Raw genomic sequence first — 23,625 nt, forward strand, 5'->3', positions numbered from 1 at the left:
CAACCTCGACACTCTCCTGCGGCACGCCGACCCAAACGGCGGGTGGCAGCACGAACGGATTGATCAGCGCGGACACCCCCACCACCGATGGCCTGCGCATCTTCCAGAACAACGCACCGTTCAAGCTCGCGATCACGACGAATTCGCAGAGCGCGGATACGGTGATCTGGTCCGTTGCCGACACGAATGGCGCGATCAAGGCGCAGGGAAGTTTCGCGGTGAGCGCCGGCGCGCAGACCAATACGATTCCCTGTACGTCGACATGGTCCGGCTACGGCGCGCTTACCGCGACGCTGCGCGCGAATGGCGGCACGCTGCCGAGAAGCGGAACGCGCCCGATAGGTATCGCGACATTCGGTGTATTGCCCAATCTCAAGCCGGTATTGGGCACCGTGACGTACGCGCACCAGGATCAACACCGTTTCGGCATGCAGGGTTTCAACGGCAATATCGCCGCGCTGCGCGCTCTGGGGATCTCGTGGACGATCGACGACCGTCAGCAGTCGGTCATGGAGCCCAATGGCCCTAACACCTACACGCCGAGCGTGAACGATCTCGATCCGTTCTATAAAGCCAATCCCGATCAGATGCGCATCGTGCGTCTCGATGGACTGCCCGCCTGGAATTCGAAGACCGGCCAGTACACCGACAGCTACTATGCGCCGCTGAACATGCCCGAGTTCCAGAACTTCATGGCGAGAGTCGGTAGCGATACGAGCCTGATCCGCGCGGCAAACTATCCGAACCAGCAGAAGAACTACTATCAGGTGACGTGGGAGCCGAGCCTCGGCTGGTCGGATAGCGACGCGAATTTCGTCGCCATGTACAAGGCTGCTTACGAAGGCATTCACTCCACCGATCCGAACGCAGTCGTGATGGGCACGGCCAATCCGTTCGCCGCGAATTGCGACACCTGCACCACCGGCTATCTGAAGAAGTTCGGCGCGCTGGGCCTGTGGAATTACATCGATGCCGTATCGACGCATGGCTACTGGAATGCCGGCACCTATCCGGCTCATCCGCCCGAGTTGCAGGATTCCGATCCCGATCCGGCGAACCAGGCCAACGCGCTCGACAAACAGATGGCGCAGTTGCGCTCGGTGATGCAGGCGGGCAAGCCGAACATGAAGCTCTTTTTCACCGAAGCAGGCGCGAGCTACGATCCCGGCCTCAGCTACGGCCCCACGGTGCCGTCGCAGAACCAGTTGTTCGCGCATGCCGCGGTTGGCGTGCGGGCGCACATCATCGTGCTCGGCGGCGGCGCACAGCTCACCACGTTTTTCTATGGCGCTGACTATCCGGGCGAAGTGGGATACGGCACGTTCTTCGACCTGAATAACGCACAGGGCGCATTCGGCGCGACGAATCTTTCGCCGAAGCCCGAAGCGATGGCCTTCGCCACGATGACTCGCGTTCTGGACGGCACCAACACCTTGGGCCGGGTCACGGGCGCGCCGTCGGGAACCTTCGTGTATGCGTTCCAGCAACTCGGCAACGGCAAGGTCGTGACCGCCGCATGGACGCACAGCAACGCGCAGTGGCCCACCAGCGGCGGCGTGTATAGCCAGACGTACTCGACCGGTTATTCGCTTCAGGTCGACAGTCCGGGGACGTCGGGTAACGTGACGAAGATCGACGGTTACGGGAACACGAGCACGCTCCCCTATACCGACGGCCGGGTCGCGCTGACACTCACGGAGGTGCCGCAGTACATCGTGTCGAATAACGCGACGATTGCGAAAAGCAATGCGACGGTGCCGCTCGGCTATACCGGTCAATAAACGCCGACGATAAACGCCGACGAGAAACGCCAATAAGAGAGCGTTCAGAACCATTGACGCGCCGCTCGCGAACGGCGGCGCGTCGATAACCTCGGTTGGATTTCCCGTTCGTCTCAACGGTTGCTGGCACGCGTGATGCTGATATCACTGTGCCTATACGGCGACGAGACAGCTTCGAATGGGAGACGACCATGAACATGATCAGAATAGCGAGCGGCGCGATAGCGATCGCCGCCAGCGTCTGCGCGTTTGCGCAAGGCGGAACCGATAAATCGACCACGCAGGCCCAGCCACGCGAGGAACCGGGAAAGGCCGGACAGCAGATGCAGGAAGAAGCCGGCAAGGGCGTTCATGGCAACGCGTCGGGCACCCTGATGGACAAGCGCGCGAAAGCGATGTCGCCCGAGGGAGCGTCGGCGTCGAGCGAGACAGCACCGATCAAGCAATGAGTTTCCTTATCGCTCAGCGCTGCTCCAACTCCAGATAAACCCGTTGCACGTTTTGCGGGTGCGCCACCGAATACAGTTTCCATGTACGAAAGCGCGGTGTTTGCGTGCGCTCCTTCGCGCTCACGAGTCCGTCGCCGGAAGCGTACGCGTGACGCACCGCCGCATCGAGTGCGCGCAGATACTCGCCGGTCTCGCCGATGCGCGCAGGCGCGACCACCGGACCGAAGGCGGGCACCACCTTGGCGACGCCAGGCGTATTGTCGATCTGCTTGAGCGCGGCGAGCCAGCCGGGAATCGACTCGTTGCGAAGCTCGGGAATACGTCCGATGTTCACGAGCGCGCCGGCGAACAGCACGCCGGTTTGCACGTCGCGCACCGCGAGGTCGCCCGGCGTCGCGGCGGCGCCGAAGTAGAGCAGTTCGAGTTCGCGCCCGCCCACCTGGAGGCGCGTCGAATCGTCGACGGTGCGATCGGGCACCGTCACGCGCGAGCCGGCCATTTCGTCCTCGCCCAGCGTGCGGCGCAGATTCTTCAAACAGATCGCGCAGCGTGCGGCGATCAATTCGGCGGTGCGGCGGTGCGCCAGAATCGGCACGCCCGCATCGCGAAACGCGGCCGCGCCGAACACGAATTCGGGCGCTTGATGGGTGAGAATCACCAGATCGATCGGCAAGGGCGTGACGCGATGAATCGCTTCGATCATCGCGCGGCCATAGCGGTACGACGAGCCGGTGTCGATCACCACCACGCCGCTCGGGCCCACCAGAAAGCCGTTATTCGCGACGATGCCATGATTGCGCGGCGCGACCGCGTCGCCGTTGCCGAGCATCGCGTAGACGCCCGGCGCGAGTTCGACGGGCTTCGGAATGTCACGCCCCGTCGCGACCGCGGGCAAGACAGCGCTACCCGATGCCGCCATCGCGGGCGACGCTTGCGTGGACGCTGCGTCGGCCTCGGCCGGCTGCGCGTGCGCGGTGCGCAACGGCAGGACCAGCATCAGCAATGCGAGCCATGTACGGGCGAGCGCTGCCGCCGTGCACCGCGAGATGCGCTGGGTCGAAGCGGCGCGCGCGTGACGTGCCTCGCTCATCCGCTTCTTCGTCACATGTGCGCCGGCGCGGGCTGGGCCGCGACGCCCTGCGCCGGCACGCTGATCGCGCTTTCGAAGACGTGTTTTTGCGTGTCCTGTACGGCCGCCTTCAGTTCGCCGCTACCGCGCGGCATGAAATAAAAGCGGAAGTTCGGATTCTCGCTGATCGAGAAATTCACGTTCGCGGTCATCACCGGTTTGCCCGCGTAGGTCACGTCGATCTTGCGAACGTAATAGGCGGACGCATACATGCGGGTGATCTGGTTCATCGCCATGCCGGTGCGATTGGGATGGCTGATCATCAGCTGCGCGAGTTGCGGTTGGCCGGCGGGCGCGGCGCCCTCGGTGCGCAGACGCATCTTGCCGACGTTCGCCGCGGCGGCTTCATCGTCCTTGCCGGCCGGCGCCGAACAGCCGCCCGACGCCTTGACGAAACGCACCGCGCTATACAGGCGGCCGTCGTTGGTCTCCGCAATGGCGCGCATGAACGTGTAATCCTCCACACGTACACGCGTTTCGATGCTGGCGCGTCCCGACTCGGGCGTGAACTCGAACCATCCCGCGTAGGGTTCGGGGTTCTGGTCAATGAACAGATAAATCTTGCGGATGTAGCGCGTGGGCGTTTGCGGGAATTGCGCGGTGATCGAGATCGGCACGATCGCGGCGTCGGCGGCGCGCTTCGGCGCGTCGAGCTTGATGACCGCATCGCCGTGGGCGTCGATCGGCCGGTCCTGGAAGGTGCCCGCGCGGAAATCCAGCCAACTGGCCACCTTGTTGGGGTCGTCGTCGGGCGAGGACTGCGCCGCCTGGGTCACGTGGCCCATCGTCAGCATGCTGACGAGCGCGAATCCTGCGGCCCATGTCACCGCGTGAGGTTTCATGGCTTGCATCTGTCGTCTCCTTCATTCGCGGCGCGGGCACGGCATGCGCGCGGCGCTCATGGGTCCTGCTACTGCTACTGCTCCCACTCGAGTTCGGCATACGCCGCCGTCACATTGCGGCGGTGATAGACATCGACCAGCCGCCACCGGCCGCGCTGATCGACGCCGATCGTATCGACGGCCTGCTGCATGGTCTGGCCGGCACGGATTGCCGCGCGGACATCGCGCGCGAGGCGAGCCAGATAGTCGCGTTCGGCATCCAGCGCCTGGGGCCATTGAACGCGCAGGGGACCGTGCCCCGGCACCACACGCCGCACGCCCGGCAGTGCGCGGATTGTCGCGAGGTCGTCGAGCCAGCCGAGCACGCTGCCGTCGATCACCGGCAGACAGCCCGCAAACAGCAGATCGGCGAGCCACAGCGTGCCTGTTCTTTTATCGTAGACGGTCAGATCGTTGTTCGTATGGGCAGTTTTCCACGTGCGCAACGTCAGGACGCGCGAGCCGAGGTCGAGATCGAGCGTGTCGTGAACCGGCAGCGTGGGCGGAATCACGCGGCTGCCGGCGGCGACGTCGCCCAGTTCGCGCGTCAGCACGCGCAGATAGTTTGCCGCGTGCGACATCTCCGCTTCCGCCAGTTTGTCGCTGCCGACGAATTGCGGATGATCGTCGACGAACGCGGCGTTGCCGAGAATGTGGTCGGGATGCATGTGGGTATTGATCACATAACACACCGGCAGCGGCGTGACGGCGCGAATCGCGGCGCGCAGCGCGCGGCCCTCGGCGGCGGTGCCGCCGGTATCGATTACCGCGACGCAGCGTGTGCCGATCACGAAGCCGACGTTGGCGATGTCGCCGCCGTTCTGACGCGTCGCAACATCGTCGTGGCCGCGGTGGGCGTAGAGCCCCGGCGCCAGTTGCGTGACGCTCAACACGGCCGGCTGGGATACGGCCTTGGCCGTGGATGGCGCCGCATCCGCTGACGGCGTTGCTGCGGCGCACAGCAACGCGACGCATAACGCTGCGATGAGCGCGCGGATCTCCGGGCGGATCAAGCCGTTTATTTCCGCGACCATAAGGAACCGGAGATGGGATGCACTGCGGTCTTCACCGTAAGTTGATAAAGAAGTGAGGCTCGGCGAAATCATAGCGCGGGCTTCCGCGAATAACCTAGCGACTTCCCGTGGCTTGCTGTAACGAAAGGCTGACACTTTGCTCACTGTCACCTTCCACGGCCGCCCGTCATGCGTATCCGTGCGCCGTGCCGCCAGAAACAAAAAAACGCCGTAGCGCCACGACTTCGCGCCGATATCGCGGCATGTGCGCCGGTCGCGCACTCGATCGCGCGCCCTGGGCATTGTCCTTGCATTCAGCCGTCTTTTCGACCAGCGATTTATCCCTGCAACACAGCCAAGGAGCTTACCCATGAGTACCGATCTGACATTCCGCGCGGGCGAAGCGACCGTGTTCGCCGCCGACGGCCAGGCGACCGACGCCATGCCGGAGATCCTGATCGGCCGCGTCGACGGCCCGGTCGGTCACGCGTTCGCCGGCATGATGGCGCAAAGCAAGGGGCACACGGCGATGTTCGCGATTCGCGCGTGCAATCAGATGGTGCGGCCCGCGACCATCATCGTCCCGAAGGTCACGCTGAAGGACATGGCGACCATCGATCTGTTCGGCGGAGTCGTGCAGTCCGCCACTGCCGACGCGGTGGTCGATTGTTTGATCGAGGGTATTCTGCCCAAGGACCAGGCCAACGACCTGTGCATCATCAGCCTCGTATGGATCGACCCGCGTTGCGTGACGGACCCCAACCTCGACAAGAAGGACATGTACCGCACCAACTACGAGGCGACGAAGCTCGCGATCCAGCGCGCGATGAACAACGAGCCGAGCGTCGAGACGCTGATCGCCAATCGCCACAGCATCAAACACGATATGGATGACTGGAGTTGAGCGGCGGCGAGCCGACTTGTGAATGCTCGATGAAAGCCGCCATTCGATAACGCAAACGCTATCGGCCCATCCGGTTTCGACATTGAAGCCGGAGCGTTTCCATTCGTACACTTTCCGTTCAGTCACCCACGACCAAAAATGGCCGCGCGAGGCCATCTGAACGGAGACGCGATTTGGACAAGGACATCATCACCGCATCGGCCGCCGCAACGCGGCCCGCGCGCCTCAATTACCGCTGGCATGTGCTGATCTGGCTGCTGCTTGGCGGGATCATCAACTATCTGGACCGCGCGAGCCTGTCGATCGCCGCGCCCGGAATGATTCAGGAACTCGGGCTCACGCGCACGCAGATCGGCTTGCTCGGCAGCGTGTTCGCATGGACTTACGCGGTGATGCAGTTGCCGGCCGGATGGGTGATCGACCGCTTCGGCGCGAAGCGTGCGTACGCGCTCGGCATGATCTGGTGGAGCGTGGCGACCTGGTTGACGGGCGTGGTCGGGTCGATCTCGGGGTTAGTGGTCATGCGTGCGCTGCTCGCGGTGGGCGAGGCGCCGTGCTGGCCGACCTCGGCGAAAATCACCGCTGCATGGTTCCCGGCCAAGGAGCGCGGCTTCGCGACCGGCGTGTGGGACTCGTCGTCGAAATGGGGACCGGCGCTCGCGCCGGCCATGCTCGTCGCATTGATGATCGCGTTTGGCTGGCGCTCGCTGTTTCATGTGACGGGTGCGTTTGGCATCGGCTTTGCGCTGCTGTTTCTGCTGCTTTATCGCAACCCGGTCGACAGCAAACGCTTGTCGAAGGAAGAACTCGACTATATCGAGGCGGGCGGCGGCGGCCGTGAACGATCGCTCGCGACGTCGTCGCTCAAGTGGCGCTCGCTGTTCACTCGCCGCAGCGTGTGGGGGATGATTCTCGGCTACTTCTGCACGATCTGGCTGTGGAATATTTTCCTCGTATTTTTACCGTTGTATTTGCTCGACCGCTTTCATATCTCGTTCGCGCAACTCGGCATGTATGCGGGTATTCCTTGGGTCGGCGGCGCGTTGGGTGAAATCGCGGTGGGCTATCTGGCGAAGAAGATCGTCGATCGGGAACTCGCGTCGCCCATCGGCGCGAAGCGGCTGTTGATCGCGTGCTGCGCGGCGGGCGCCGCCGTTTGCGCGATTGCCATACCGTTTACGCATGCGCTGAGTGTGACGCTCGTGTTGTTTACCATCGGCCTTGCTTTCATTGCCGCGGTGATTGGTTCGGCCTGGGCGCTCGCGGCGGATATTGCGCCGTCGTCGATGATTGCGTCGGTGAGCGCGATTCAGAACTTCGGCGGTTATTTCGGCGGGGCCTTCTCGCCTGTTGTCGCGGGTTTTATTGTCGACCGGACGGGATCGTATGCGCTCGCGTTTATTTCAGGTGGCGCTATCGCAGGGTGTGCGGCGCTGTTCTACTGGTTCATGGCTCGGCAACCGATTAGCGACGATGCCGCTGCGTAGAGCGGCAAATCGCGGCTGCGTTATTATCGAATGCCTTAGGAGACAGGCTCAACTTTCGATCGCCGGCGTGCGATAACCGCGATGAAGCAACGAGACAATGTTCTGAAACGCGCTGATTGGGTGCATCGGGCTGAACCGATGGAAGGGATCGAACGCATCGAAGCCTTCTTCGAAGGCAAGGCTTATGCGCTGCATCGGCACGATACGTACGCGATCGGCCGCACGCTGGCCGGCGTGCAAACGTTCAACTACCGGCGCGGCATGCGCCACAGCTTGCCCGGCCATACGATGGTGCTTCATCCCGACGAACCGCACGACGGTCAGGCCGGCACGGGTGAAGGCTTTCATTACCGGATGGTTTATATCGAGCCGGCGCTGTTTCAGGACGTCCTGGGCGGCCGGGCGCTGCCGTTCATCGAGGGCGGCGTGACGACGGACGTCCGTTTGTCGATGGCGACCGAGACCCTGCTGCAGCAACCGTCCCATCGCATCGAGCCGCTCGAACGACACGACGCGCTCGCTGAACTGGCGCTTGCGCTCGCCGCGGTGTCCGGCACGCCGTCGCCGCGCGCCGGCGGAGATTTCGCCAGCGCCCGACTCGCGCGCGACTATCTGCATGCGCACTCGCAACGGATCGTCACGCTGGAGGAAATCGAAACAGCAACCGGACGGGACCGCTGGAGCCTGTCGCGCGATTTTCGAACGTTCTATGGCACGAGCCCTTATCGCTACCTGACCATGCGCCGGCTCGATGCCGCGCGAGCGATGATGCTGCGTGGCGTCACGCTAACCGACGTGGCCGCGGCCGTCGGCTTCGCCGACCAGAGCCACATGACGCGGCACTTCACGAAGACATACGGCATGCCTCCGGCTCGCTGGCTGCAAATCGCGAAAGGCGTGCGTTAGCGCCGAGCCGGTACGCACGATCGTTCAAGACGGGCTTCGCTGCGAGTCGTATTCTCTGCTTCATGTTCAACAGCAGACGGAGCAGATCATGACGCAGATAATCGGACCCGCGCCCGCATCGCGTGGTCAGGGCGAGGCAATCAATCTGATCGGGAAGATCGGCCTGATCGACGGTCATTGGCAGCCACGCGTGGTTGCCGAAATGAACGACTATCAGTTCAAGGTGGTGAAGATCGAAGGCGATTTCCTCTGGCATCGGCACGCTGAAACCGATGAAACTTTTATCGTGCTCGCGGGCGAATTGCGGATCGACTTTCGCGACGGTTCCATCCTGCTGCGCGCGGGCGAACTGGCGGTGGTGCCGAAGGGCGTCGAACATAAGCCGTATGCGGAGTCGGAGGTCAAGCTTTTGCTCATCGAGCCGCGTGGTGTTGTCAATACTGGGGATGCGGCGAGCGATCGGACGGTGATGAATGATGTGTGGGTTTGATGTGGTGCCGGCGAGGGGGAGTTAGCGGGCGAGTTTCGTAGGGCGCGGCGGCGGCTCGCGCTCAGGAATGTGGGGCTCGCGGGGCAAGCATCTAAAGACGGTGGGCGAACGATCGGGGTTGGCCGGACCAGGGCTGAAGCGAGTCCGATTGTTTGTTGATCGTGGCGAATAGGGCGGTTGGGGGAAACGATCCACAAGGAACGGTCGAGGCAGAGGGAAGCGGACGTTCCCCTCTTCACCAACAATGTCTCAATCGCGATATGAGGCTTCTTCCATCCTTGGCGTGTCGGTATCAGCGATAGCAGCCCGAATGTGCGGTATTTCTTATTTGATACAATGTACCCTTGTTGACATCATGATGTCAACAAGGGTACATTGCTCAGAATGGCATTTACCTCGGAGGCCCTTTGATCGCAGTTACCGGCGCTACTGGCCAACTGGGCAAACTCGTTATCGACGCTCTTCTGAAGACCGTTCCCGCAGCGGAAATCGTTGCCGTCGTTCGCAGTCCCGCCAGGGCCGATGTCTTGAAAGCCAACGGTGTAACGGTCCGTCAGGGAGACTATGACAACGCGCAGTGCCTCGAGCGGGCCTTTGCCGGCGTGGACAAGCTGCTTCTGATCTCATCCGCCGACACCGGCGAGCGTGTGCATCAGCACCGCAACGTGATTGATGCCACAAATAAGGACAAGGTCGGCCTGATCGCCTATACAAGCTTGCTGCATGCCGACAGTTCGCCGCTCGGCCTTGCCGCTGCGCACAGGGAAACAGAGGCGATGCTCAAGGCAAGCGGTTTGCCATATGTGCTGCTCCGCAACGGCTGGTACACGGAAAACTACCTGGCGTCGCTCTCGTCGGCCCTTCAGCGCAATGCCTTCATCGGCTGCGCCGGCAACGGCCGGATCGCCTCGGCGACCCGTCGCGATTATGCCGAGGCCGCGGCCGCGGTTCTCACATCGGCGGGACAGGCTGGAAAGGTCTACGAACTGGCGGGGGACGAGCCCTACACGCTAGCTGAGCTTGCTGCCGAAGTGGCGCGCCAGACCGGCGGATCCATCGGCTATACGAATTTGCCCGAAGGGGAGTTTCGCGCGGCCCTGATCAGGGCCGGTCTGGCCGAACCGGTAGCCAATAAGCTCGTGGAATACGATGTCGCCGCCTCAAAAGGCGCCCTGCATGATGACAGCCACAGCTTGAGCCGTCTGATCGGCCGCTCCACCACATCGCTATACGATGCCGTAGCTCAAGCCCTGAAAGGCTGAAGGCGGTTTTTATGAAATTGAGATGCTTTTCGTAAAAGGATAGGCAAATGCGGGCTGCAGTCGTTCATGCATTTGGATCGCCACCCGTCTTCGGCCATTACGACGAACCAGAGGCGGGTGAGGGTGAGACGGTCGTCAATGTGAGTGTCGCACCGCTTAGCCCGATCGTGAAAAGTCTCGCCGCCGGCAAGCACTACGCCAGTGGTGCCGCGGCCGGTTTTGTGCCGGGGATCGATGGCGTCGGGACCGACGCTGCCGGTCGGCGGGTGTACTTCCTGTTTCCAAAGCCGCCGTTCGGATCCATGGCGGAGAAAACGCTCGTTGCGACGAGTTCCGTCGTTCCCGTGCCCGAGGGCGTCGCCGACGAGCGCGCGGCGGCCGTCGTGACCGCAGGGCTCTCCTCCTGGGTTGCGCTCAGAAGCCGCGCCGAATTTCAAGCAGGCGAAACTGTGCTGATCAATGGGGCAACGGGTTCCGCCGGCGCACTCGCCGTCCAGATCGCGACAAATCTCGGGGCGAGCCGGATTATTGCCACTGGTCGCAACGAGACCAAGCTGGCCTCACTGCCCGAGGCAGTCGATAAGATCCCTCTGGACCAGAATGCGGATGAGGCGCTGCGTCGCGCCTTTTTGGAGGGGGTCGATGTGGTGCTGGACTACCTTTGGGGTGAACCGGCCACTCGCATAATCGCTGCTGCGACGGCCAATCGCGGCTCAAGTGCCGGAGAGCCACGGCTTCGCTACGTCCAGATTGGTTCGATCGCGGGAGAGTCGATTGCGATCAGCGCTCACAGCCTGCGTAGTTCAGGACTGGAGATTCTCGGATGTGGCATCGGAAGCCTCTCGATGAACGAGCTGGTTGCAGGCGCTGGCGAGTTGCTTGCCGCGATACCGGAGGCTGGTTTTGACACGCCGGTTAGAACGTTGCCGCTTTCGGCTGTCGCTGAAGCGTGGGAAGACGGCGCGGACGATTACCGGCTCGTACTGCGTGCCTGAAACCGCCAACCGCGCCCCATTCTTCGGGACGCGATGGCGGTCACCACCGCGCGCGCCAGCGTTGTCGTCAAGGCAGCGAACTGGCCAGTCGCGCCGGTCTAGCGCCTGCCTACATCCGCTTCGCGGCCGTACGCGCCGCTGGGCTCAGCTTTCTCCTCCCGCACCTTCATCTCCTTCGAGTCTCTTCCGCAAGGCCGTCATGACACGGCCGGCGATTTCGATGTCTTCGAAGGTGAATTCGTCCGCGAGTGCGTTCACCTGAGGGTCGTACAGGCTGATGGCGGCGTCGTATGTCCGCTGTCCCTTGTCGGTTAGCACGACGAGTTGCGCGCGGCGGTGATGCGGATTGGGCTCGAAGCTGATAAGCCCTTCCTTACCCAGATCGTTGACGATGCGCTGCACGTTCTGGCGATTGGCGCCGAGATCGCGTGCGAGCCAAGCCACCGGCTGGGGGCGATCCGCCGCCACAATGGCGCCGAGAATCTGCCAGCGGGCGCTTGTTAGTCCAAGAGGAGCGACAAGGCGGTCGCCCCACGCCAATGTAAGATTATTGGCCCGAAACATGCCGAGGATGAGGTCAGTCAGAGCCGTTCCCGCCCGGGTTCGCTTGGTTTTTTTCATTTGGTTACCAGAAATCCAATATGAATCAAAGTTTACCAATTGACAACATAGTGTCAACATAGGAAGCTTCGTATCGTTATCCACTCATCTTCCGGGTCCAATCATGCCATCCATCCGCCCTCTGGATGCTGCCTTTCCGCTTGAGCGTCAGATCGCCCTCGACGTCTCCCCCGTCATCCTGGTGAATGTGTTCACGTTGGACAGAAGCGACGAGCAGGTATTCCTCCAGGCTTGGCGAGACGACGCGGGGTTCATGAAGCAGCAACCGGGTTTCATTTCGACCCAGCTTCACCGGGCGATCGGCGATAGCCCGGCCTATCTCAACTATGCCGTCTGGGAGACGACGTCCCATTTCCGGGCAGCGTTTACACATCCGGAGTTTCGGGCAAAGCTCTCGACGTATCCGTCCTCGACCCGTTGCCAGTCCGCATCTGTTCCAGAAAGTTGCAGTGTCGGGCATCTGCGTCGCATAGCGAAAACAGGTTTGCGGAAAAGGAAGGACACCATGCTCAAAATGATTCATCCAGTTGCCGGCATGCTCGCGATTCTCACGATTGCGGCGTTCTGGATGTCAACGGTTCTTGCGGAACTGTTCGCGTCTCACGCGACCGTTGCTGTAGTCAAAGCGGCCATATGCTGGGGCTTCACGCTACTTGTTCCGGCGCTCGCAGCAACGGGAGGCTCAGGGTTCGCTTCCGCCAGGGGACGGCGACCGATGCTGGTCGACGCGAAGATCAGGCGCACACAGCTGATCGCCGCCAACGGCATTCTGGTGCTCATGCCCGCGGCCTTTTTCCTCGCGGCCAAGGCGAAGGGGGGCGAGTTCGATGCTGTCTTCTATAGCGTTCAGGCTCTCGAGCTTTTTGCGGGAGCTGCAAATATCGCATTGCTCGGCTTGAACATGCGCGATGGTCTGCGAATGAAAGGTCGGTTTCGCCGACGACCAGCGTAAACACGCAAACAGCGATGGAGCGACTTTGGTTGTCAGCGATCCGCGCAGGCGTGTGGAATCGGTGAGATTGGGCGGTCACCGCTCTGTCGCCGATTCGCGGCACGCGACCGACCCGTTGCTGCCTCTCAATTAAAAGTGGCGGGCGTCCGCTTGCCGGCTCGAATGAATCGGTCAGGGATAAAGTAATGTCCTGCTCAATTCTCACGGTCACACACAAACCGCAAGTCGCGATCTTTGCAGACCCTCGACCCCGATACGAAATTCGACGAGAAGATAGTCGAACACGTCTTCAACGCCTTAAGAGAGTGTTTCAAAAAGAGCTTTAGTCCCCTGTTAACTCAAACGCAAAGCTGTTAACCTCGACCGTTGTGACAAGCGGAACGAGGAGATGGCCAAGCCAATCATCGACGACGAATTGTGGGCATTGATCGAACCACTCTTGCCGCCAGCAAGGCCGAGGCGCTTCCGGTATCCGGGGCGCAAGCCTGTGGCCGATCGGGCTGCGCTGACCGGAATACTGTTCGTGCTCAAGAGCGGCATTCGCTGGAGCGAACTACCCTCCGAGATGGGCTGCGGATCGGGCATCAGTTGCTGGCGTCGCCTGCGCGACTGGCAACAGGCTGGCGTTTGGGACCGGCTGCACGAGATCCTGCTCGCGAAGTTGCGCGCTGCCAATCGGATCGACTTCTCTCGCGTCGTCATCGATTCCACTTCTGTTCGAGCGGTTGGGGCGGGCGAAAAACTGGACCGAACCCCACCGATCGTGCGCGACCCGGTTCCAAACATCACGTCGCCACCGACGCCAACGGCACACCGCTCGCGATCATCCTGACGGGCGCGAATCGCAACGACATCACGCAACTGCTTCCACTGGTCGACGCCATCCCACCGGTTCGCGGCGTGCGTGGTCGGCCACTGCGCAAGCCAGGCCGAATCTATGCGGATCGGGCTTACGATCACGACCGGTATCGCCGGCCGTTGCACGCTGCCGGGATTCCTACATCGATTGCCCGGCGCGGCGAACCTCACGGCAGCGGTCTTGGCAAAGTACGTTGGGTCGTCGAGCGCACCAATGCGTGGCTGCACGGATTCCGCCGTCTTCGCACGCGATTTGAGCGTCGTGCCGACATCCATGAAGGGCTCCTCAAACTCGCCTGTTGCCTGATCTGCTGGCGAACGCTTCAGCGCTCGGAAGACTCTTTTTGAAACACGCTCTAAAGGCCGGACGGCACCGCAAACTGTACGAGAAAGAATTCGACATGCTGCGATGCCGCCGACGCCTACTTGACTTCGAACGTGTAATCGCCGTGGCTGCGATGCCCGTCCGAAGCGACTGCCACCCAGTGCACGATATAGCGCCCGGTCTGCAGAGGAGGCAGTGCAACGGTGATCGCTTCTGGCTGATGCGGGTCGACCAGGGACTTATCGGCGTTGACCTGCTTTCCTGCGGCATTGGTGATCGTGAGCGATGAAAATGCCGGCTCCAGCGGCCCGTCGAAGATGATTTTCACCCCCGACGGTGCAGCAACGCTCGCGCCGGCTCCCGGTTCCTGTTTCTGCGGAAATACGTGTGCAAACGCGGTGTCGGCGAAAACAAGGCCGGCGAAGAAGCCGGCCATGCCCGCGATGGCCTGTCTCCGGGTGCCTCGATTCCGGTTCATCGTGGACTCCTTCATCACTGGAACAGCGGTTTGCCGAGTGTTCTCGGCGCGACATCATCGAGGAAGATGTGGGCCTGTACGAGAATGCCCACGTGCGAGCCGCTGGCGCGGTTCACTGGGATCTGCGCTTCGACGCCGAATTGACCGTAGCGGTTGACCCAGATGAAACCAGGGTTGACCGTGCCAGTTGTCTGCCCCTGGCTTCTCGACAACGGAACCTCGACTATCGGAATGATATTCGCAAGCGGTTGCGGCAAACCCAGGTCACGTACATGCTGCTGCAGGTACGGCAGGCTGTACTGGAACGTGAAGCCGTAGTTGAAGGCGTTAGGCTGTCCCGCGCCCGTGGTGAGGGCGGGTGCGGCTTCGGCGGTAAGCGCGATAGGACGCAGGTAGGCCAGCGAATCAGGCAGGTCTCCCATGCCCTTGCCGACATAAACGGTCGGCGAAATGGTCGAGAAGTTGTCGGCAATCGCGCGGCTTCCCGTGCCGCCAAATTCGGCATTGACGCCGACAGACGTCATGAACTCGTGCGCCTCGTTGACGTACAACAGGTACTTCAGGCCGAGACCGAAGTTGTTGAAACCACGGGCGGTCGGGTTGTTTTGCATCTCATAGGAGCCGGTGACCGAGAGGGCCAGCCTTGGTGTGATCAGCTTGTCGTACTCGAAATCAAAGGTATTGATACTCTGATCGCCATCGTCACCGGGCACGCGCTGGTGGCCGTATACAAGGTTGGCTTCGTCGCCTACGCCGGGATCATCCACGGCCATGGTGGCCGGAAAGACGCGGTCGCCCGCAATCGCATGAGCAGATGCGAGCGAGGGGAATAGCAGAAGTGAACTGATGGCAGCCGAAAGGATGGCTGCCGCGAACAGCGGTTTACCGCCGCGCCTTGAAATGGTGTGCATGATTCATTCCTGTTTGAAGTCGTCGTCAGGCCGCCGCCTGTCTGGTGACAGGCGCGCGACACACTGCGATGCGGCTAATGCATCGCGTCGCTAAGACTTGATTCAGAATGACGCTGGCGGGGCGCGGGGCTGGGCAGCGACGAATGGCAGGACGCGCCGGATGCTATCGAACCGGGTTGCAATGCGATGCTGGATTGCCCAGACCACAACGGCAAACGCGACTTGAACGCCTGGCAACGCTGGCATGTGCGCAAGCAGGTTGCAGTATCCGCAGGCCTGCAAGTGGGACGCCAGCGAGTGGGAAGCACCATGGCTATCCGGCGCGTCGTCTGGCGACGATTGCGCGGAGCAAAGCGTGGCGGAAAAAAGAGCCGTCCCATCGCGGCTCGCGGCGAGCGTCTGGGACACGGTCGGCGCGAATGTCGCCATCAGGATCGCCAGCAATCCCAGAAGGCTGCCAATCTTCAGGTGGAAACGCGCGAGCATGGGTCGGGCCGGTTGGGGCGACGCTGTCGTCATGGTGCGCGATTATGGCACCCAGCGTATAAGGCGCGTATGGGGTACATCACATTTGTTGATGGGACGATTCCGCGAGATCAATATCCTGGCGACATGCCGTCGAGACGTACGTCAGCGTTGCCACGCAATGCTCACCGATATCGCCTGCCGGCTACCTCGTCTGATTTTCTCGCATCTGGGAAAGCAATCGGCCGCACCGATCGAGGTCCGGCCCGGGCATTGGCCGTTCGACATCGACCGGACCGACCAGTAGTTCCGCGCAAAGGATCGCGCTCGCCGGCATCGCGAGTGACTGGGGATGTCACAGATCCGCTTCTGTTTGGTTTACCACTGTCGCGCGGAGCCAGACGTTCGACAATGGCCACGGTGCGTTGACGTCCCGCCCGACGAGGCGAAGGCTCTTCTCGATCATTGCCGCTGCATTTCCGATCCGCTTCGTGAGCAGAAGCCAGTCTGGACCACTGCAGCGGTTTGCGCCGGTTCGCTGCCGACGTGCGGCGCCGCAAGTACGCCCGCGGCCGTGCCGTCAGAGAAGCGCGCGTTGTGCGTTTGAGCGTAGCGGTGGTCGCAGCCGGGGCCGACCTCCTGACAACCCTCCCACGGGTCGAACGTGTGGTCAATCCATGCGATTTTGCTGTTCTCGCTCATGACAGGGTTGCCCCTCAACAAGGGCCGCGAGACCTGGGTCGCCCTTTTCGCTGCTGTCGTGGCCACCTGACGGAGGTGTCTGCAGAATGAATCGACTTATTGGTCATCTCGTAGTCGCCGCAAGCTTCTGGTTTTTACCCGACCAGATAGCCACCTGGATGCCCTTCGAAAATGAAGTTACTGTTTACATGTTGTCTTGTGATGGAGAACAGGTAAACGGCATTTGCCGCGGCAACGAAAAGACCGACATCCCGATGACTTACAAGGTTCTGATTGATCAGAATTTCGTGTCGGCTCGGAGGATGAATGATATGAGCCGACCCCAGCGCTTCCCGTACTGTCTTGTTGGCGATACGAAGAACTGGTGGTGTCAATGGTCAGAGGACGAAGTTCCAGACTCGCGGTTCGGAATGGTGGCTGGAAAATACGCTGAGATCACGACCTGTATGTCTATTACAACCACTCAGCTTTATCATCAGGTACCGATGTGGCGTTGGTGGATCGTATGGTTGCACGAGAATCTTGCCTGACCGAAGTCAGCCAACCCGGCGCCGGCGCCCATGCGCCGCTACAATTGCCTCTCAATCGCAGCCTTATCGATAACCGACCAGACTTCCTGAATTTTCTCTCCGCGAAACTGATAGAAGACGTTTTCGGCGAACGCCACCCGTTTCCCTTGCACGGGAAGCCCGAGAAACGTACCGACCGGCGTACAGTCAAAATGCAATCGGCTTGCGATGTGCGGCGGCTCGCAAACGAGGAGCTGAATCTCGAAGCGTAGATCCGGAATTTCGCGGAAATCTCTTTCAAGCATCTCGCGATAGCCTGATAAGCCGATCCGTTGGCCGTTGTATTTCACGTTGTCGCCAACAAAGCGTCCGAGCTTCGACCAGTCCTGCGCGTTAAGGCAGGCAATATAGCCCCGATAGACTTCCGAAAGATTGGGTTCGCCCATCGCAAGCCCCCGTGCGTTAACGGATCAGCTAAGTGATAACGATCCGGGCCATGATGTCGAACGGCCGGCTCTGGCCGGATTTTTACCTTTGCTCGGCCAGCCGGATTTCAGCTCTTTCTGGATGTCTTCGCGACAAATGGCGTGGGTGTGTGCTGAACCTGCTGGCTGCCGCACTTCGGGCAAGCCGGATGAGCGGTTTCATGTTCAGCAAGATGCTCGGCATGTTCGAACATTTCACCGCACTTCTCGCACCTGTACTGGTAAGTCGGCATGGCATTCCTCCAACGAGAATCCCGCACGTCGTGCTGGCCAGATATTGCCGGCGACGGCCCGCAGCCAAGAATAATCCATTCTAGTGCAGGAACGCGCAGGAAACGCCGGCGGACGCGTCTCACGCCGCGCTCAGCGTATGCGCCGCAGGCAACGCCGATATTCCCGTTCACGACCTGTCGCCGCAATATCCATGAGCTGAACGGACCGTGCCCGCGTCTCACCTCACCTGCGCCGTCTAGCCCGCAGTAGTGGCCTCCGCCACAAAATCGACGTACGTGCGCAAGGGCCGCCCCAGAATCGCCTGCAGGCGATCCACCGCGTCCTGCGCGCCATGCATCCCAAACTTCTGGATGCCTCCCATCATCAGACGCATGTCGTACGCGAGCCAGGCGGGACCCCACGAGGCTATCTGCGCCTCGAACGCCGCCACGTCATCGCCCCCGTAAGTCACCTCGCGTCCCAGCGCGGAACTCCAGATCCGCGCCGCCGACGCGCCCGTCAATGCATCCGGGCCGACCAGTTCCAACGTGGTTCGCGCAAGCGGAGCCGAAGCCCGGTCACGGCGCAGGAGTTCCGCGACGGCAACGTCCGCGATGTCTCGCGTATCGACCATCGCGACGCCGGCCGAGCCGATCGGCATCGGATAGACGCCATGGTTTTGGATCACCTGCTGGACCATCTGCTCGTTCTGCATGAAATAGGCCGGACGCAGGATGGTCGCGGGAATATCGAGGCTCTCGATCATGCGCTCGACCGTGTGCTTGCTCGTGAAGTGCGGCACGTTCGTGTACTTGTCCGCATGGATCACCGACAGGTACACGATGCGCTCGATGCCGGCCTCGCGAGCCAGGTTCAGCGCGATAAGGCCTTGTGTCAACTCGTCGGGCGTGACGGCGTTCAGCAGGAATAGCGTTCGTACCGACGACAGCGCTGAGCGCATCGAGGGTACGTCCGTCAGGTCGCCGGCCACTTCGGTGACGCCCGCGGGGAAGCTCCGCTTGCCCTGCTGGCGAACGAGCGCCTTGACCCCGGCGCCAGCGTCGGCCAGGCGTTGAACGATGAGAGAACCAATGGTGCCATTCGCACCGGTAACCAGAATGCTCATGTGAATCTCCAGAAAGGGATGGATTAGCGCGAGAAGTCCGCCACGACCTCGCCGCTGCGGGAGTCGTTTGCGCTCTCTATCGAGTTGCGGTAACGAGAAGATAAGCTGTTGCACTCTTAAAACGAAGACGTGAAAATGTAGACACCTTGTTTCAAAAGTGAAACACCATGGATCTGAACGCTCTGGCCGACTTCGCGCTTGTCGCAATACATGGCGGACTGGGAAAGGCAAGCCGTGCAAGTGGCAAGTCGAAGGCGACGCTGTCCCGGCGGATTGCCGATCTGGAAGAGCAACTCGGCGTGCGGCTCATCGAGCGCGGCGTCCGCGGGCTGAAACTCACGGAAGCCGGCGAGATGTTGATGGCTCGAACCGAAGGGCCGATGTACGAGGTGGCCGAAGCCATGACCGCGGCCAGGGAGGGACTGTCGGCGCCGCGCGGACGCTTGCGTGTCGCAGCGCCGATGCTGTTCTCGCAGCTCGCGATGGGGCGGATTTGCGCCGGGTTCTGTGCGGCCTACCCGGAGATCACGATCGAACTGGTGGCTGAGGATCGCCTCGTCGACCTCGTCGAGGAGCGGTTCGATGTCGCGATCCGGATCAACCCGAGCCCGGATAGCAGTCTGGTGGGCCGGTGCTTCGCCAAGGACCGGCTCGTCGTGGTGGCCGCGCCCTCGGTACCCATGCCCGACCCGGGCGCGGTCAGCGCGGTTCCCGGCATCGTGTTTTCGAACTTCGAACCCACCAACTGGATCCTCGATGACGGGCGCCTGGTTTTGCAACCCGTCCCAAGGCTCAGACTTTCCTCGTTCCTCATGATCCGCGACGCGGCTGTCGCGGGCGGAGGCGCTGCCCTGCTGCCACAGTCGATTGCATGGAGCCAGCTTAGTCGGGGGGAGTTGGTCCAGTGGGGCACGGTTTCGGGGGTGGAAGCCGCGCTATGGGTCTTGCACACCTCAAGGCGTCTTTCTTCGCCGAAGGTTCGTGCTTTTGTCGACTTCATGTGCGATCAATTCCCGGAAGCGTCGCTCGTGCTGAAGGGATAGAAGGCAACCAACGTACAACGGCCATTCCCGCCATCGCGGATTGCGCATCGGCTCGCCCTGAATGTCTGTCGTCACGATCTCGAACGACGCGGCCTGCCGCTCAGCGATCGTTGATCGTTTCGTGCTCCGCCGGCATCAAAATCTCGAGCAATTCGCAATCATCTGACCAGCCGACAACGGTATGGCGGATGCCCGGTGGCTGAACCCAGCATGATCCGGGCACGAGCCGTTGCGGCCCAATGCCTTCGAAGTCGGTTTCAAACCAACCCTTCAGACAGTAGACCCACTGGAATTGCACGTTGTGATGATGCCGCACGCTGAGTTCCGGACGGAACGGAGCGATCATGCGGATCACATGCGCTTTAACGAGCCCATTCGTTGCCGCCGCGACGCCGAGGTCTCGATAAGCGGAATAGTCGCGCAGGCCGCCGGTCTTGAAGTCGGTCTCGGCGTCATGGCTGATAACGAAGCGCTGTGGCGCGTCGGGAAGTGGATGTTCCATGCGCTTCTCCCAAGGATCGTCAGAAGAGAATGAAACGGCGAATGGGTCCGAAAAGCAATCGGTAGCGTCACGCACGTAAAGCGCGCACGCCATGCCAACCTGCGAGCGCGGCAATGTAATGTTCTTGTGCCTGAATTAGTCCCAGCAAAGTACTCGATCGAGCGCTTTTCTTCAGTGCTGACGCGAGTGTCGGTTCCAACGGAGCGCGGCGTTGTTGCATTAATCGGGCGTAATGACGAGGTAAGGGCCTATGGTCATGATTTCAGGCAATGCGAACGGATTGCGGACGTGAGGTCCGCCATGCGGTTCAGCATGCCCACGCGGATGGCAACCTCGGCTGCCTGCGATTCGGTGCGTCGTGCCCACAGGCAGTTACGATGGTGCGCCGAATAAGTAAATCTGCGCACCATCGAAGCATGGGTCAGGTCACTTCTTGAAAGAATCCTGGGGGACCGGAACCGGGCTCCAGATCTCCGCATCCGATGCGTTTGCCGCGAATGTCCAGATGGGCGTGCCCTTCGCGACCGTTCTCCATTTGAGGTCGAAGACAAGTTGCGAATTGGTCACGTTTTCGATGTAGCCCGATTGCGTGTCGTCCGCTTGCGGGTCGAATTGCCATTGCTGAGAGGCCGACGCGTGGTTTTTCACGTAGGTGTTCAGGGCAAGGTATTGCTCGTCGGATACCGTTCCGCAGTCGATGGCGAGCGTGGGGTCGCTGTGCAGCGTGATTCCGCCATCCGATTGGAAGTCCCACTCGGTATACAGGTGCTCCGTACTGGCGGGAACGAGCACCACCCTGTTGCCTTTGACGCGATCGGTGACGCCGATGAGCCAGGTGGTATCGGCCGTGTAATAAATTTTTGCCATTTTTTCCACTGAGGGGTAATTGGATGAGTCGATAAATGAATGCTTCCTTTCCGACAGCAGCCTCACACAGAAATCATCCTTGCCACAAGATCCTTGATGTATCTGCATATAATCGACGAAAAATCGTCGTCGCTTTATTGGCAAGGTTTGAGGATGGGCTTCTGCCTGGAATAAACATTACGTCCGTCACATCGCTGAATCAATTACATGCGATTACACGACAGGATGGCGTTGTCGCATAAATCGGGCGAAGGCGAATGGAAGGTGCGCCAGCACGGTTACTCGAAGCGCCGCACGGGGCGCAAGGTGCATCTCGGGCTCGACGCGAATACCCCAGCATCACAGTAGAGCCGCCGGGGCCGGGAAGCTTTTCTTGCCCATCCGGACAGAGTTGGTGCTGGCGTGCGTAAGCTACACCGATGTCCTGCTTACCGATACGACAAATAACCTCGAAGTCGTTCCGACCGGAACAACCAGCAGGGCATTTATAAGCGCGAAGAGAATCAGTTGCGCTTAATGCAATTCAACATAACGCAACACAAAATTCAGACGTAGGGGACCGCCGAACTTCAACCGAATCTTTGGTCAGGATTGGGTCTATACCAGAGCAATGGGATTCACTAATTGATTTGTTCTGCGTCGTTCAAAACAGGGATGTAAATCCGAATCCATACGAGGACACGCTCCTGGAAAAACGGGGTGCTACGCGACCGGCCGGGAGCATGATGAAGTGAATGGGATCTGCCCAATCTTCTGCGCCCTGGCGGCGTCGTCTGCGCCAGGGTTCTCCGTCCTGCCAATCCCTTACTCCCTGGATGAATCGCAGCCGCTTCCCCGCCTAACCCACCGCCGCCCCCGCCACCCGCACTCCCTCGCGAACTCCCGCCCCCTGTTCCCCCAGATCCCAAAACAACCCCGCCATGATCTGCAACGCCTGCCGCGCAACGCTACCCAGCAAATGCTCATTCGGCGCATGCTGCGAGCACGCGGCATACGAATGCGGCACCCACAGCGTCGGCAAACCGAGAATCTCCGCGAACACGTCGTTCGGCAGCGATCCGCCCAGGTTAGGCAAGAGCGCCGGCTCTTCCCCTGTGGTCGCCTGAATCGAAGCGAGTCCCCAGCGCACCCACGGATCGTCGGGATCGAGCCGCGTCGCCTGCATCGGCGTGCCGCTCGTCGTGACCTCGATATCGGTGAAGCCGTGCATGTCCAGGTGCTCGCGAATATGCCGCAGCAGGTTCTCGCTATCGCTGCCGACCACGTAGCGCAATTGACAGTGCGCGAACGCATAGCCCGGAATCGCATTGACCGGCGACTCGGGATTGCCGGTCTTGAACGCCAGCACTTCGAGCGCGTTCCAACCGATCAACCGCTCGACGGGCGAGAGTCCCGGCTCGCCCCAGTTCGGATCGATCTCGGGATCGTTCGGACCGCCGCCGACCTCGATCGAGCGCAGCGCGTCGCGCACGCTTTGCGGCAGCGATTCCGGCAGCAGCGTCTTGACGAGAATCCGCCCGTGCGCGTCGACCATCGTGGCGAGCGCGTTGGCGAGGCGGATGCCGGGGCTGCGCAGGAGGCCGCCCCAATTGCCCGAATGATGCGCGCCCTCGCGCAATTCCAGCCGCATCGTGAAGTTGAAATTGCCGCGCGAGCCGAGGAAGATCGTCGGCCGCGACGCCGCCACGCGCGGACCATCCGACGCGATGAACAGGTCCGCCGCAAGCGCCTCGCGATGGTCGGCGCACACGCTCGCGAGGCCGGGCGAGCCGGTTTCCTCGCCCATTTCGATGATCGCCTTGACGTTGTAGCCGAGCCGGCCGCCGCGCGCGTCGATCACCTGCGCGAGCGCGGCGAGGTTGATCGTGTGCTGCCCCTTGTTGTCGGCCGTGCCGCGTCCATACCAGCGGTCGCCGTCCACGACGATACGCCACGGGTCGAGCCCCGCGCGCCACTGCGCGTCGTAACCGGGGACCACGTCGCCGTGTCCATAAGTCAGCACGGTCAACGCCGACGGGTCCTCGATTCTTTCGGCGATCAGAAACGGGCTCTTGTCGGGAATCGGGTTGTCGACGATCTGCCAGGTGAAACCGAGCGCCTCGAGTTCCGGGACCATCTGCTCATGCAGGTACGCGTAGAGTGCAGGCCGGCTCGACGCCAGTTGGCTTTCCGTATGCAGCGCGACGCGTTCGGCCAGTACGTGCATGAAGCGGCCGTCGTCGAAATAGGAGGTAGCCATGTCGATGGCGTGGCTGCGGTTCATCGTGTCGA

General features: G+C 61.4%; 26 protein-coding genes and 3 pseudogenes. 14 read left to right on the top strand and 15 right to left on the bottom strand.

Annotation, left to right across the window (positions count from 1 at the left end):
- Nucleotides 1-59: 59 nt before the first annotated feature.
- Both ACOCG7_RS03020 and ACOCG7_RS03025 read left to right on the top strand, forming a co-directional pair.
- Entirely contained in the window at nucleotides 60-1,781 is a 1,722-nt protein-coding gene (locus tag ACOCG7_RS03020) for a hypothetical protein (RefSeq protein WP_421376776.1), read from the top strand.
- Between the two features lie 191 nt (nucleotides 1,782-1,972).
- Nucleotides 1,973-2,230: a hypothetical protein gene (locus tag ACOCG7_RS03025; protein ID WP_073430409.1), complete on the top strand. Its 258-nt coding sequence runs from the start codon at nucleotides 1,973-1,975 to the stop codon at nucleotides 2,228-2,230.
- 13 nt (nucleotides 2,231-2,243) lie between these two features.
- On the opposite strand, the gene ACOCG7_RS03030 is transcribed toward ACOCG7_RS03025, so the two are convergent.
- The 3 genes from ACOCG7_RS03030 to ACOCG7_RS03040 form a co-directional block, all read right to left on the bottom strand.
- Entirely contained in the window at nucleotides 2,244-3,320 is a 1,077-nt protein-coding gene (locus ACOCG7_RS03030) for an MBL fold metallo-hydrolase (protein ID WP_083082698.1), read from the bottom strand.
- 11 nt (nucleotides 3,321-3,331) lie between these two features.
- Nucleotides 3,332-4,210 (bottom strand): quinoprotein dehydrogenase-associated SoxYZ-like carrier, encoded by an 879-nt coding sequence (locus tag ACOCG7_RS03035; RefSeq protein WP_227470557.1) that lies wholly within the window; start codon nucleotides 4,208-4,210, stop codon nucleotides 3,332-3,334.
- 65 nt (nucleotides 4,211-4,275) lie between these two features.
- Nucleotides 4,276-5,556 carry a quinoprotein relay system zinc metallohydrolase 2 gene (locus ACOCG7_RS03040; RefSeq protein WP_421376779.1) on the bottom strand — a complete coding sequence of 427 codons (1,281 nt, stop codon included), beginning with the start codon at nucleotides 5,554-5,556 and terminating at the stop codon, nucleotides 4,276-4,278.
- 67 nt (nucleotides 5,557-5,623) lie between these two features.
- On the opposite strand from ACOCG7_RS03040, the gene fae reads away from it, so the two are divergent.
- The 6 genes from fae to ACOCG7_RS03070 all read left to right on the top strand — a co-directional run bounded on the left by fae (nucleotide 5,624) and on the right by ACOCG7_RS03070 (nucleotide 11,297).
- A complete protein-coding gene (fae, locus tag ACOCG7_RS03045; protein ID WP_073430408.1) occupies nucleotides 5,624-6,157 on the top strand; it encodes a formaldehyde-activating enzyme in 534 nt (177 codons plus the stop codon).
- A 173-nt stretch (nucleotides 6,158-6,330) separates the two neighbouring features.
- Nucleotides 6,331-7,644, top strand: a complete 1,314-nt coding sequence (locus tag ACOCG7_RS03050; RefSeq protein WP_083082695.1) for an MFS transporter — start codon at nucleotides 6,331-6,333, stop codon at nucleotides 7,642-7,644.
- 81 nt (nucleotides 7,645-7,725) lie between these two features.
- Nucleotides 7,726-8,550, top strand: a complete 825-nt coding sequence (locus ACOCG7_RS03055; protein ID WP_083082693.1) for an AraC family transcriptional regulator — start codon at nucleotides 7,726-7,728, stop codon at nucleotides 8,548-8,550.
- 88 nt (nucleotides 8,551-8,638) lie between these two features.
- Nucleotides 8,639-9,040, top strand: coding sequence for a cupin domain-containing protein (locus ACOCG7_RS03060; RefSeq protein ID WP_073430405.1), 402 nt, complete (start codon nucleotides 8,639-8,641; stop codon nucleotides 9,038-9,040).
- A 407-nt stretch (nucleotides 9,041-9,447) separates the two neighbouring features.
- The gene (locus ACOCG7_RS03065) at nucleotides 9,448-10,302 is read left to right on the top strand and encodes an SDR family oxidoreductase (RefSeq protein ID WP_073430404.1); all 855 of its coding nucleotides are present in this window, start codon (nucleotides 9,448-9,450) and stop codon (nucleotides 10,300-10,302) included.
- Nucleotides 10,303-10,349: 47 nt separating this feature from the next.
- A complete protein-coding gene (locus tag ACOCG7_RS03070) occupies nucleotides 10,350-11,297 on the top strand; it encodes a quinone oxidoreductase family protein (protein WP_073430403.1) in 948 nt (315 codons plus the stop codon).
- A 144-nt stretch (nucleotides 11,298-11,441) separates the two neighbouring features.
- On the opposite strand, the gene ACOCG7_RS03075 is transcribed toward ACOCG7_RS03070, so the two are convergent.
- Nucleotides 11,442-11,918: a MarR family winged helix-turn-helix transcriptional regulator gene (locus ACOCG7_RS03075; protein ID WP_073430402.1), complete on the bottom strand. Its 477-nt coding sequence runs from the start codon at nucleotides 11,916-11,918 to the stop codon at nucleotides 11,442-11,444.
- A 103-nt stretch (nucleotides 11,919-12,021) separates the two neighbouring features.
- Between ACOCG7_RS03075 and ACOCG7_RS03080 the strand changes: the two are divergent.
- The 3 genes and pseudogenes from ACOCG7_RS03080 to ACOCG7_RS03090 all read left to right on the top strand — a co-directional run bounded on the left by ACOCG7_RS03080 (nucleotide 12,022) and on the right by ACOCG7_RS03090 (nucleotide 14,076).
- Nucleotides 12,022-12,391, top strand: a pseudogene (locus ACOCG7_RS03080) (antibiotic biosynthesis monooxygenase family protein).
- 32 nt (nucleotides 12,392-12,423) lie between these two features.
- Nucleotides 12,424-12,870 carry a hypothetical protein gene (locus tag ACOCG7_RS03085; RefSeq protein ID WP_073430400.1) on the top strand — a complete coding sequence of 149 codons (447 nt, stop codon included), beginning with the start codon at nucleotides 12,424-12,426 and terminating at the stop codon, nucleotides 12,868-12,870.
- Nucleotides 12,871-13,258: 388 nt separating this feature from the next.
- Nucleotides 13,259-14,076 (top strand): IS5 family transposase gene (locus ACOCG7_RS03090; protein WP_421376784.1). Its coding sequence is split into 2 segments (ribosomal slippage): nucleotides 13,259-13,607 and nucleotides 13,607-14,076, totalling 819 coding nucleotides; the frame shifts between segments, so codons are not numbered across the junction.
- Between the two features lie 74 nt (nucleotides 14,077-14,150).
- On the opposite strand, the gene ACOCG7_RS03095 is transcribed toward ACOCG7_RS03090, so the two are convergent.
- The 4 genes and pseudogenes from ACOCG7_RS03095 to ACOCG7_RS03110 form a co-directional block, all read right to left on the bottom strand.
- Nucleotides 14,151-14,531: a copper resistance CopC family protein gene (locus ACOCG7_RS03095; protein ID WP_421376786.1), complete on the bottom strand. Its 381-nt coding sequence runs from the start codon at nucleotides 14,529-14,531 to the stop codon at nucleotides 14,151-14,153.
- A 14-nt stretch (nucleotides 14,532-14,545) separates the two neighbouring features.
- Nucleotides 14,546-15,442, bottom strand: coding sequence for a hypothetical protein (locus ACOCG7_RS03100; RefSeq protein ID WP_073430398.1), 897 nt, complete (start codon nucleotides 15,440-15,442; stop codon nucleotides 14,546-14,548).
- Nucleotides 15,443-15,544: 102 nt separating this feature from the next.
- Complete coding sequence (locus ACOCG7_RS03105; protein ID WP_083082686.1) at nucleotides 15,545-15,928, bottom strand: DUF2946 domain-containing protein; 384 nt, start codon at nucleotides 15,926-15,928, stop codon at nucleotides 15,545-15,547.
- Between the two features lie 262 nt (nucleotides 15,929-16,190).
- A pseudogene (locus tag ACOCG7_RS03110) lies at nucleotides 16,191-16,609 on the bottom strand (DUF5131 family protein); the annotation flags it as partial.
- 86 nt (nucleotides 16,610-16,695) lie between these two features.
- Between ACOCG7_RS03110 and ACOCG7_RS03115 the strand changes: the two are divergent.
- Nucleotides 16,696-17,139 carry a hypothetical protein gene (locus ACOCG7_RS03115; protein ID WP_083082685.1) on the top strand — a complete coding sequence of 148 codons (444 nt, stop codon included), beginning with the start codon at nucleotides 16,696-16,698 and terminating at the stop codon, nucleotides 17,137-17,139.
- Between the two features lie 38 nt (nucleotides 17,140-17,177).
- On the opposite strand, the gene ACOCG7_RS03120 is transcribed toward ACOCG7_RS03115, so the two are convergent.
- The 3 genes from ACOCG7_RS03120 to ACOCG7_RS03130 form a co-directional block, all read right to left on the bottom strand.
- Nucleotides 17,178-17,564 (bottom strand): ester cyclase, encoded by a 387-nt coding sequence (locus tag ACOCG7_RS03120; protein ID WP_421376788.1) that lies wholly within the window; start codon nucleotides 17,562-17,564, stop codon nucleotides 17,178-17,180.
- Nucleotides 17,565-17,671: 107 nt separating this feature from the next.
- Nucleotides 17,672-17,836, bottom strand: coding sequence for an FmdB family zinc ribbon protein (locus ACOCG7_RS03125; RefSeq protein WP_073430801.1), 165 nt, complete (start codon nucleotides 17,834-17,836; stop codon nucleotides 17,672-17,674).
- Nucleotides 17,837-18,072: 236 nt separating this feature from the next.
- The gene (locus ACOCG7_RS03130) at nucleotides 18,073-18,942 is read right to left on the bottom strand and encodes an NmrA/HSCARG family protein (protein WP_421376791.1); all 870 of its coding nucleotides are present in this window, start codon (nucleotides 18,940-18,942) and stop codon (nucleotides 18,073-18,075) included.
- 167 nt (nucleotides 18,943-19,109) lie between these two features.
- Here ACOCG7_RS03130 and ACOCG7_RS03135 point away from each other — a divergent pair, with 167 nt between their 5' ends.
- The gene (locus tag ACOCG7_RS03135; RefSeq protein ID WP_347143704.1) at nucleotides 19,110-19,985 is read left to right on the top strand and encodes a LysR family transcriptional regulator; all 876 of its coding nucleotides are present in this window, start codon (nucleotides 19,110-19,112) and stop codon (nucleotides 19,983-19,985) included.
- Between the two features lie 100 nt (nucleotides 19,986-20,085).
- Here the strand turns inward: ACOCG7_RS03135 and ACOCG7_RS03140 are convergent, their stop codons facing one another.
- The 3 genes and pseudogenes from ACOCG7_RS03140 to ACOCG7_RS03150 form a co-directional block, all read right to left on the bottom strand.
- Nucleotides 20,086-20,601, bottom strand: coding sequence for a cupin domain-containing protein (locus tag ACOCG7_RS03140; protein ID WP_421376793.1), 516 nt, complete (start codon nucleotides 20,599-20,601; stop codon nucleotides 20,086-20,088).
- Between the two features lie 148 nt (nucleotides 20,602-20,749).
- Nucleotides 20,750-20,861 (bottom strand): annotated as a pseudogene (locus ACOCG7_RS03145) (IS5/IS1182 family transposase); the annotation flags it as partial.
- A 52-nt stretch (nucleotides 20,862-20,913) separates the two neighbouring features.
- Nucleotides 20,914-21,420, bottom strand: a complete 507-nt coding sequence (locus ACOCG7_RS03150) for a hypothetical protein (protein ID WP_421376795.1) — start codon at nucleotides 21,418-21,420, stop codon at nucleotides 20,914-20,916.
- Nucleotides 21,421-21,561: 141 nt separating this feature from the next.
- Here ACOCG7_RS03150 and ACOCG7_RS03155 point away from each other — a divergent pair, with 141 nt between their 5' ends.
- Nucleotides 21,562-21,702 (top strand): hypothetical protein, encoded by a 141-nt coding sequence (locus ACOCG7_RS03155; protein WP_347143726.1) that lies wholly within the window; start codon nucleotides 21,562-21,564, stop codon nucleotides 21,700-21,702.
- Between the two features lie 490 nt (nucleotides 21,703-22,192).
- On the opposite strand, the gene ACOCG7_RS03160 is transcribed toward ACOCG7_RS03155, so the two are convergent.
- Nucleotides 22,193-23,617, bottom strand: coding sequence for a M20 family metallopeptidase (locus ACOCG7_RS03160; protein ID WP_073430812.1), 1,425 nt, complete (start codon nucleotides 23,615-23,617; stop codon nucleotides 22,193-22,195).
- Between the last annotated feature and the right edge of the window lie 8 nt (nucleotides 23,618-23,625).

This window comes from Paraburkholderia sp. DD10, from assembly GCF_049177125.1.
Taxonomy (GTDB): domain Bacteria; phylum Pseudomonadota; class Gammaproteobacteria; order Burkholderiales; family Burkholderiaceae; genus Paraburkholderia; species Paraburkholderia terricola.

Coding starts and splice junctions, on each gene's coding strand:
- ACOCG7_RS03025 (WP_073430409.1), top strand. CDS start 1,973: ATGAACATGATCAGAATAGCGAGCGGCGCGATAGCGATCGCCGCCAGC.
- ACOCG7_RS03030 (WP_083082698.1), bottom strand. CDS start 3,320: ATGAGCGAGGCACGTCACGCGCGCGCCGCTTCGACCCAGCGCATCTCG.
- ACOCG7_RS03035 (WP_227470557.1), bottom strand. CDS start 4,210: ATGCAAGCCATGAAACCTCACGCGGTGACATGGGCCGCAGGATTCGCG.
- ACOCG7_RS03040 (WP_421376779.1), bottom strand. CDS start 5,556: ATGCCCAGGGCGCGCGATCGAGTGCGCGACCGGCGCACATGCCGCGAT.
- fae (WP_073430408.1), top strand. CDS start 5,624: ATGAGTACCGATCTGACATTCCGCGCGGGCGAAGCGACCGTGTTCGCC.
- ACOCG7_RS03055 (WP_083082693.1), top strand. CDS start 7,726: ATGAAGCAACGAGACAATGTTCTGAAACGCGCTGATTGGGTGCATCGG.
- ACOCG7_RS03060 (WP_073430405.1), top strand. CDS start 8,639: ATGACGCAGATAATCGGACCCGCGCCCGCATCGCGTGGTCAGGGCGAG.
- ACOCG7_RS03070 (WP_073430403.1), top strand. CDS start 10,350: ATGCGGGCTGCAGTCGTTCATGCATTTGGATCGCCACCCGTCTTCGGC.
- ACOCG7_RS03075 (WP_073430402.1), bottom strand. CDS start 11,918: ATGAAAAAAACCAAGCGAACCCGGGCGGGAACGGCTCTGACTGACCTC.
- ACOCG7_RS03085 (WP_073430400.1), top strand. CDS start 12,424: ATGCTCAAAATGATTCATCCAGTTGCCGGCATGCTCGCGATTCTCACG.
- ACOCG7_RS03095 (WP_421376786.1), bottom strand. CDS start 14,531: ATGAACCGGAATCGAGGCACCCGGAGACAGGCCATCGCGGGCATGGCC.
- ACOCG7_RS03100 (WP_073430398.1), bottom strand. CDS start 15,442: ATGCACACCATTTCAAGGCGCGGCGGTAAACCGCTGTTCGCGGCAGCC.
- ACOCG7_RS03105 (WP_083082686.1), bottom strand. CDS start 15,928: ATGCTCGCGCGTTTCCACCTGAAGATTGGCAGCCTTCTGGGATTGCTG.
- ACOCG7_RS03115 (WP_083082685.1), top strand. CDS start 16,696: ATGAATCGACTTATTGGTCATCTCGTAGTCGCCGCAAGCTTCTGGTTT.
- ACOCG7_RS03120 (WP_421376788.1), bottom strand. CDS start 17,564: ATGGGCGAACCCAATCTTTCGGAAGTCTATCGGGGCTATATTGCCTGC.
- ACOCG7_RS03125 (WP_073430801.1), bottom strand. CDS start 17,836: ATGCCGACTTACCAGTACAGGTGCGAGAAGTGCGGTGAAATGTTCGAA.
- ACOCG7_RS03130 (WP_421376791.1), bottom strand. CDS start 18,942: ATGAGCATTCTGGTTACCGGTGCGAATGGCACCATTGGTTCTCTCATC.
- ACOCG7_RS03135 (WP_347143704.1), top strand. CDS start 19,110: ATGGATCTGAACGCTCTGGCCGACTTCGCGCTTGTCGCAATACATGGC.
- ACOCG7_RS03155 (WP_347143726.1), top strand. CDS start 21,562: ATGCGATTACACGACAGGATGGCGTTGTCGCATAAATCGGGCGAAGGC.
- ACOCG7_RS03160 (WP_073430812.1), bottom strand. CDS start 23,617: ATGAACCGCAGCCACGCCATCGACATGGCTACCTCCTATTTCGACGAC.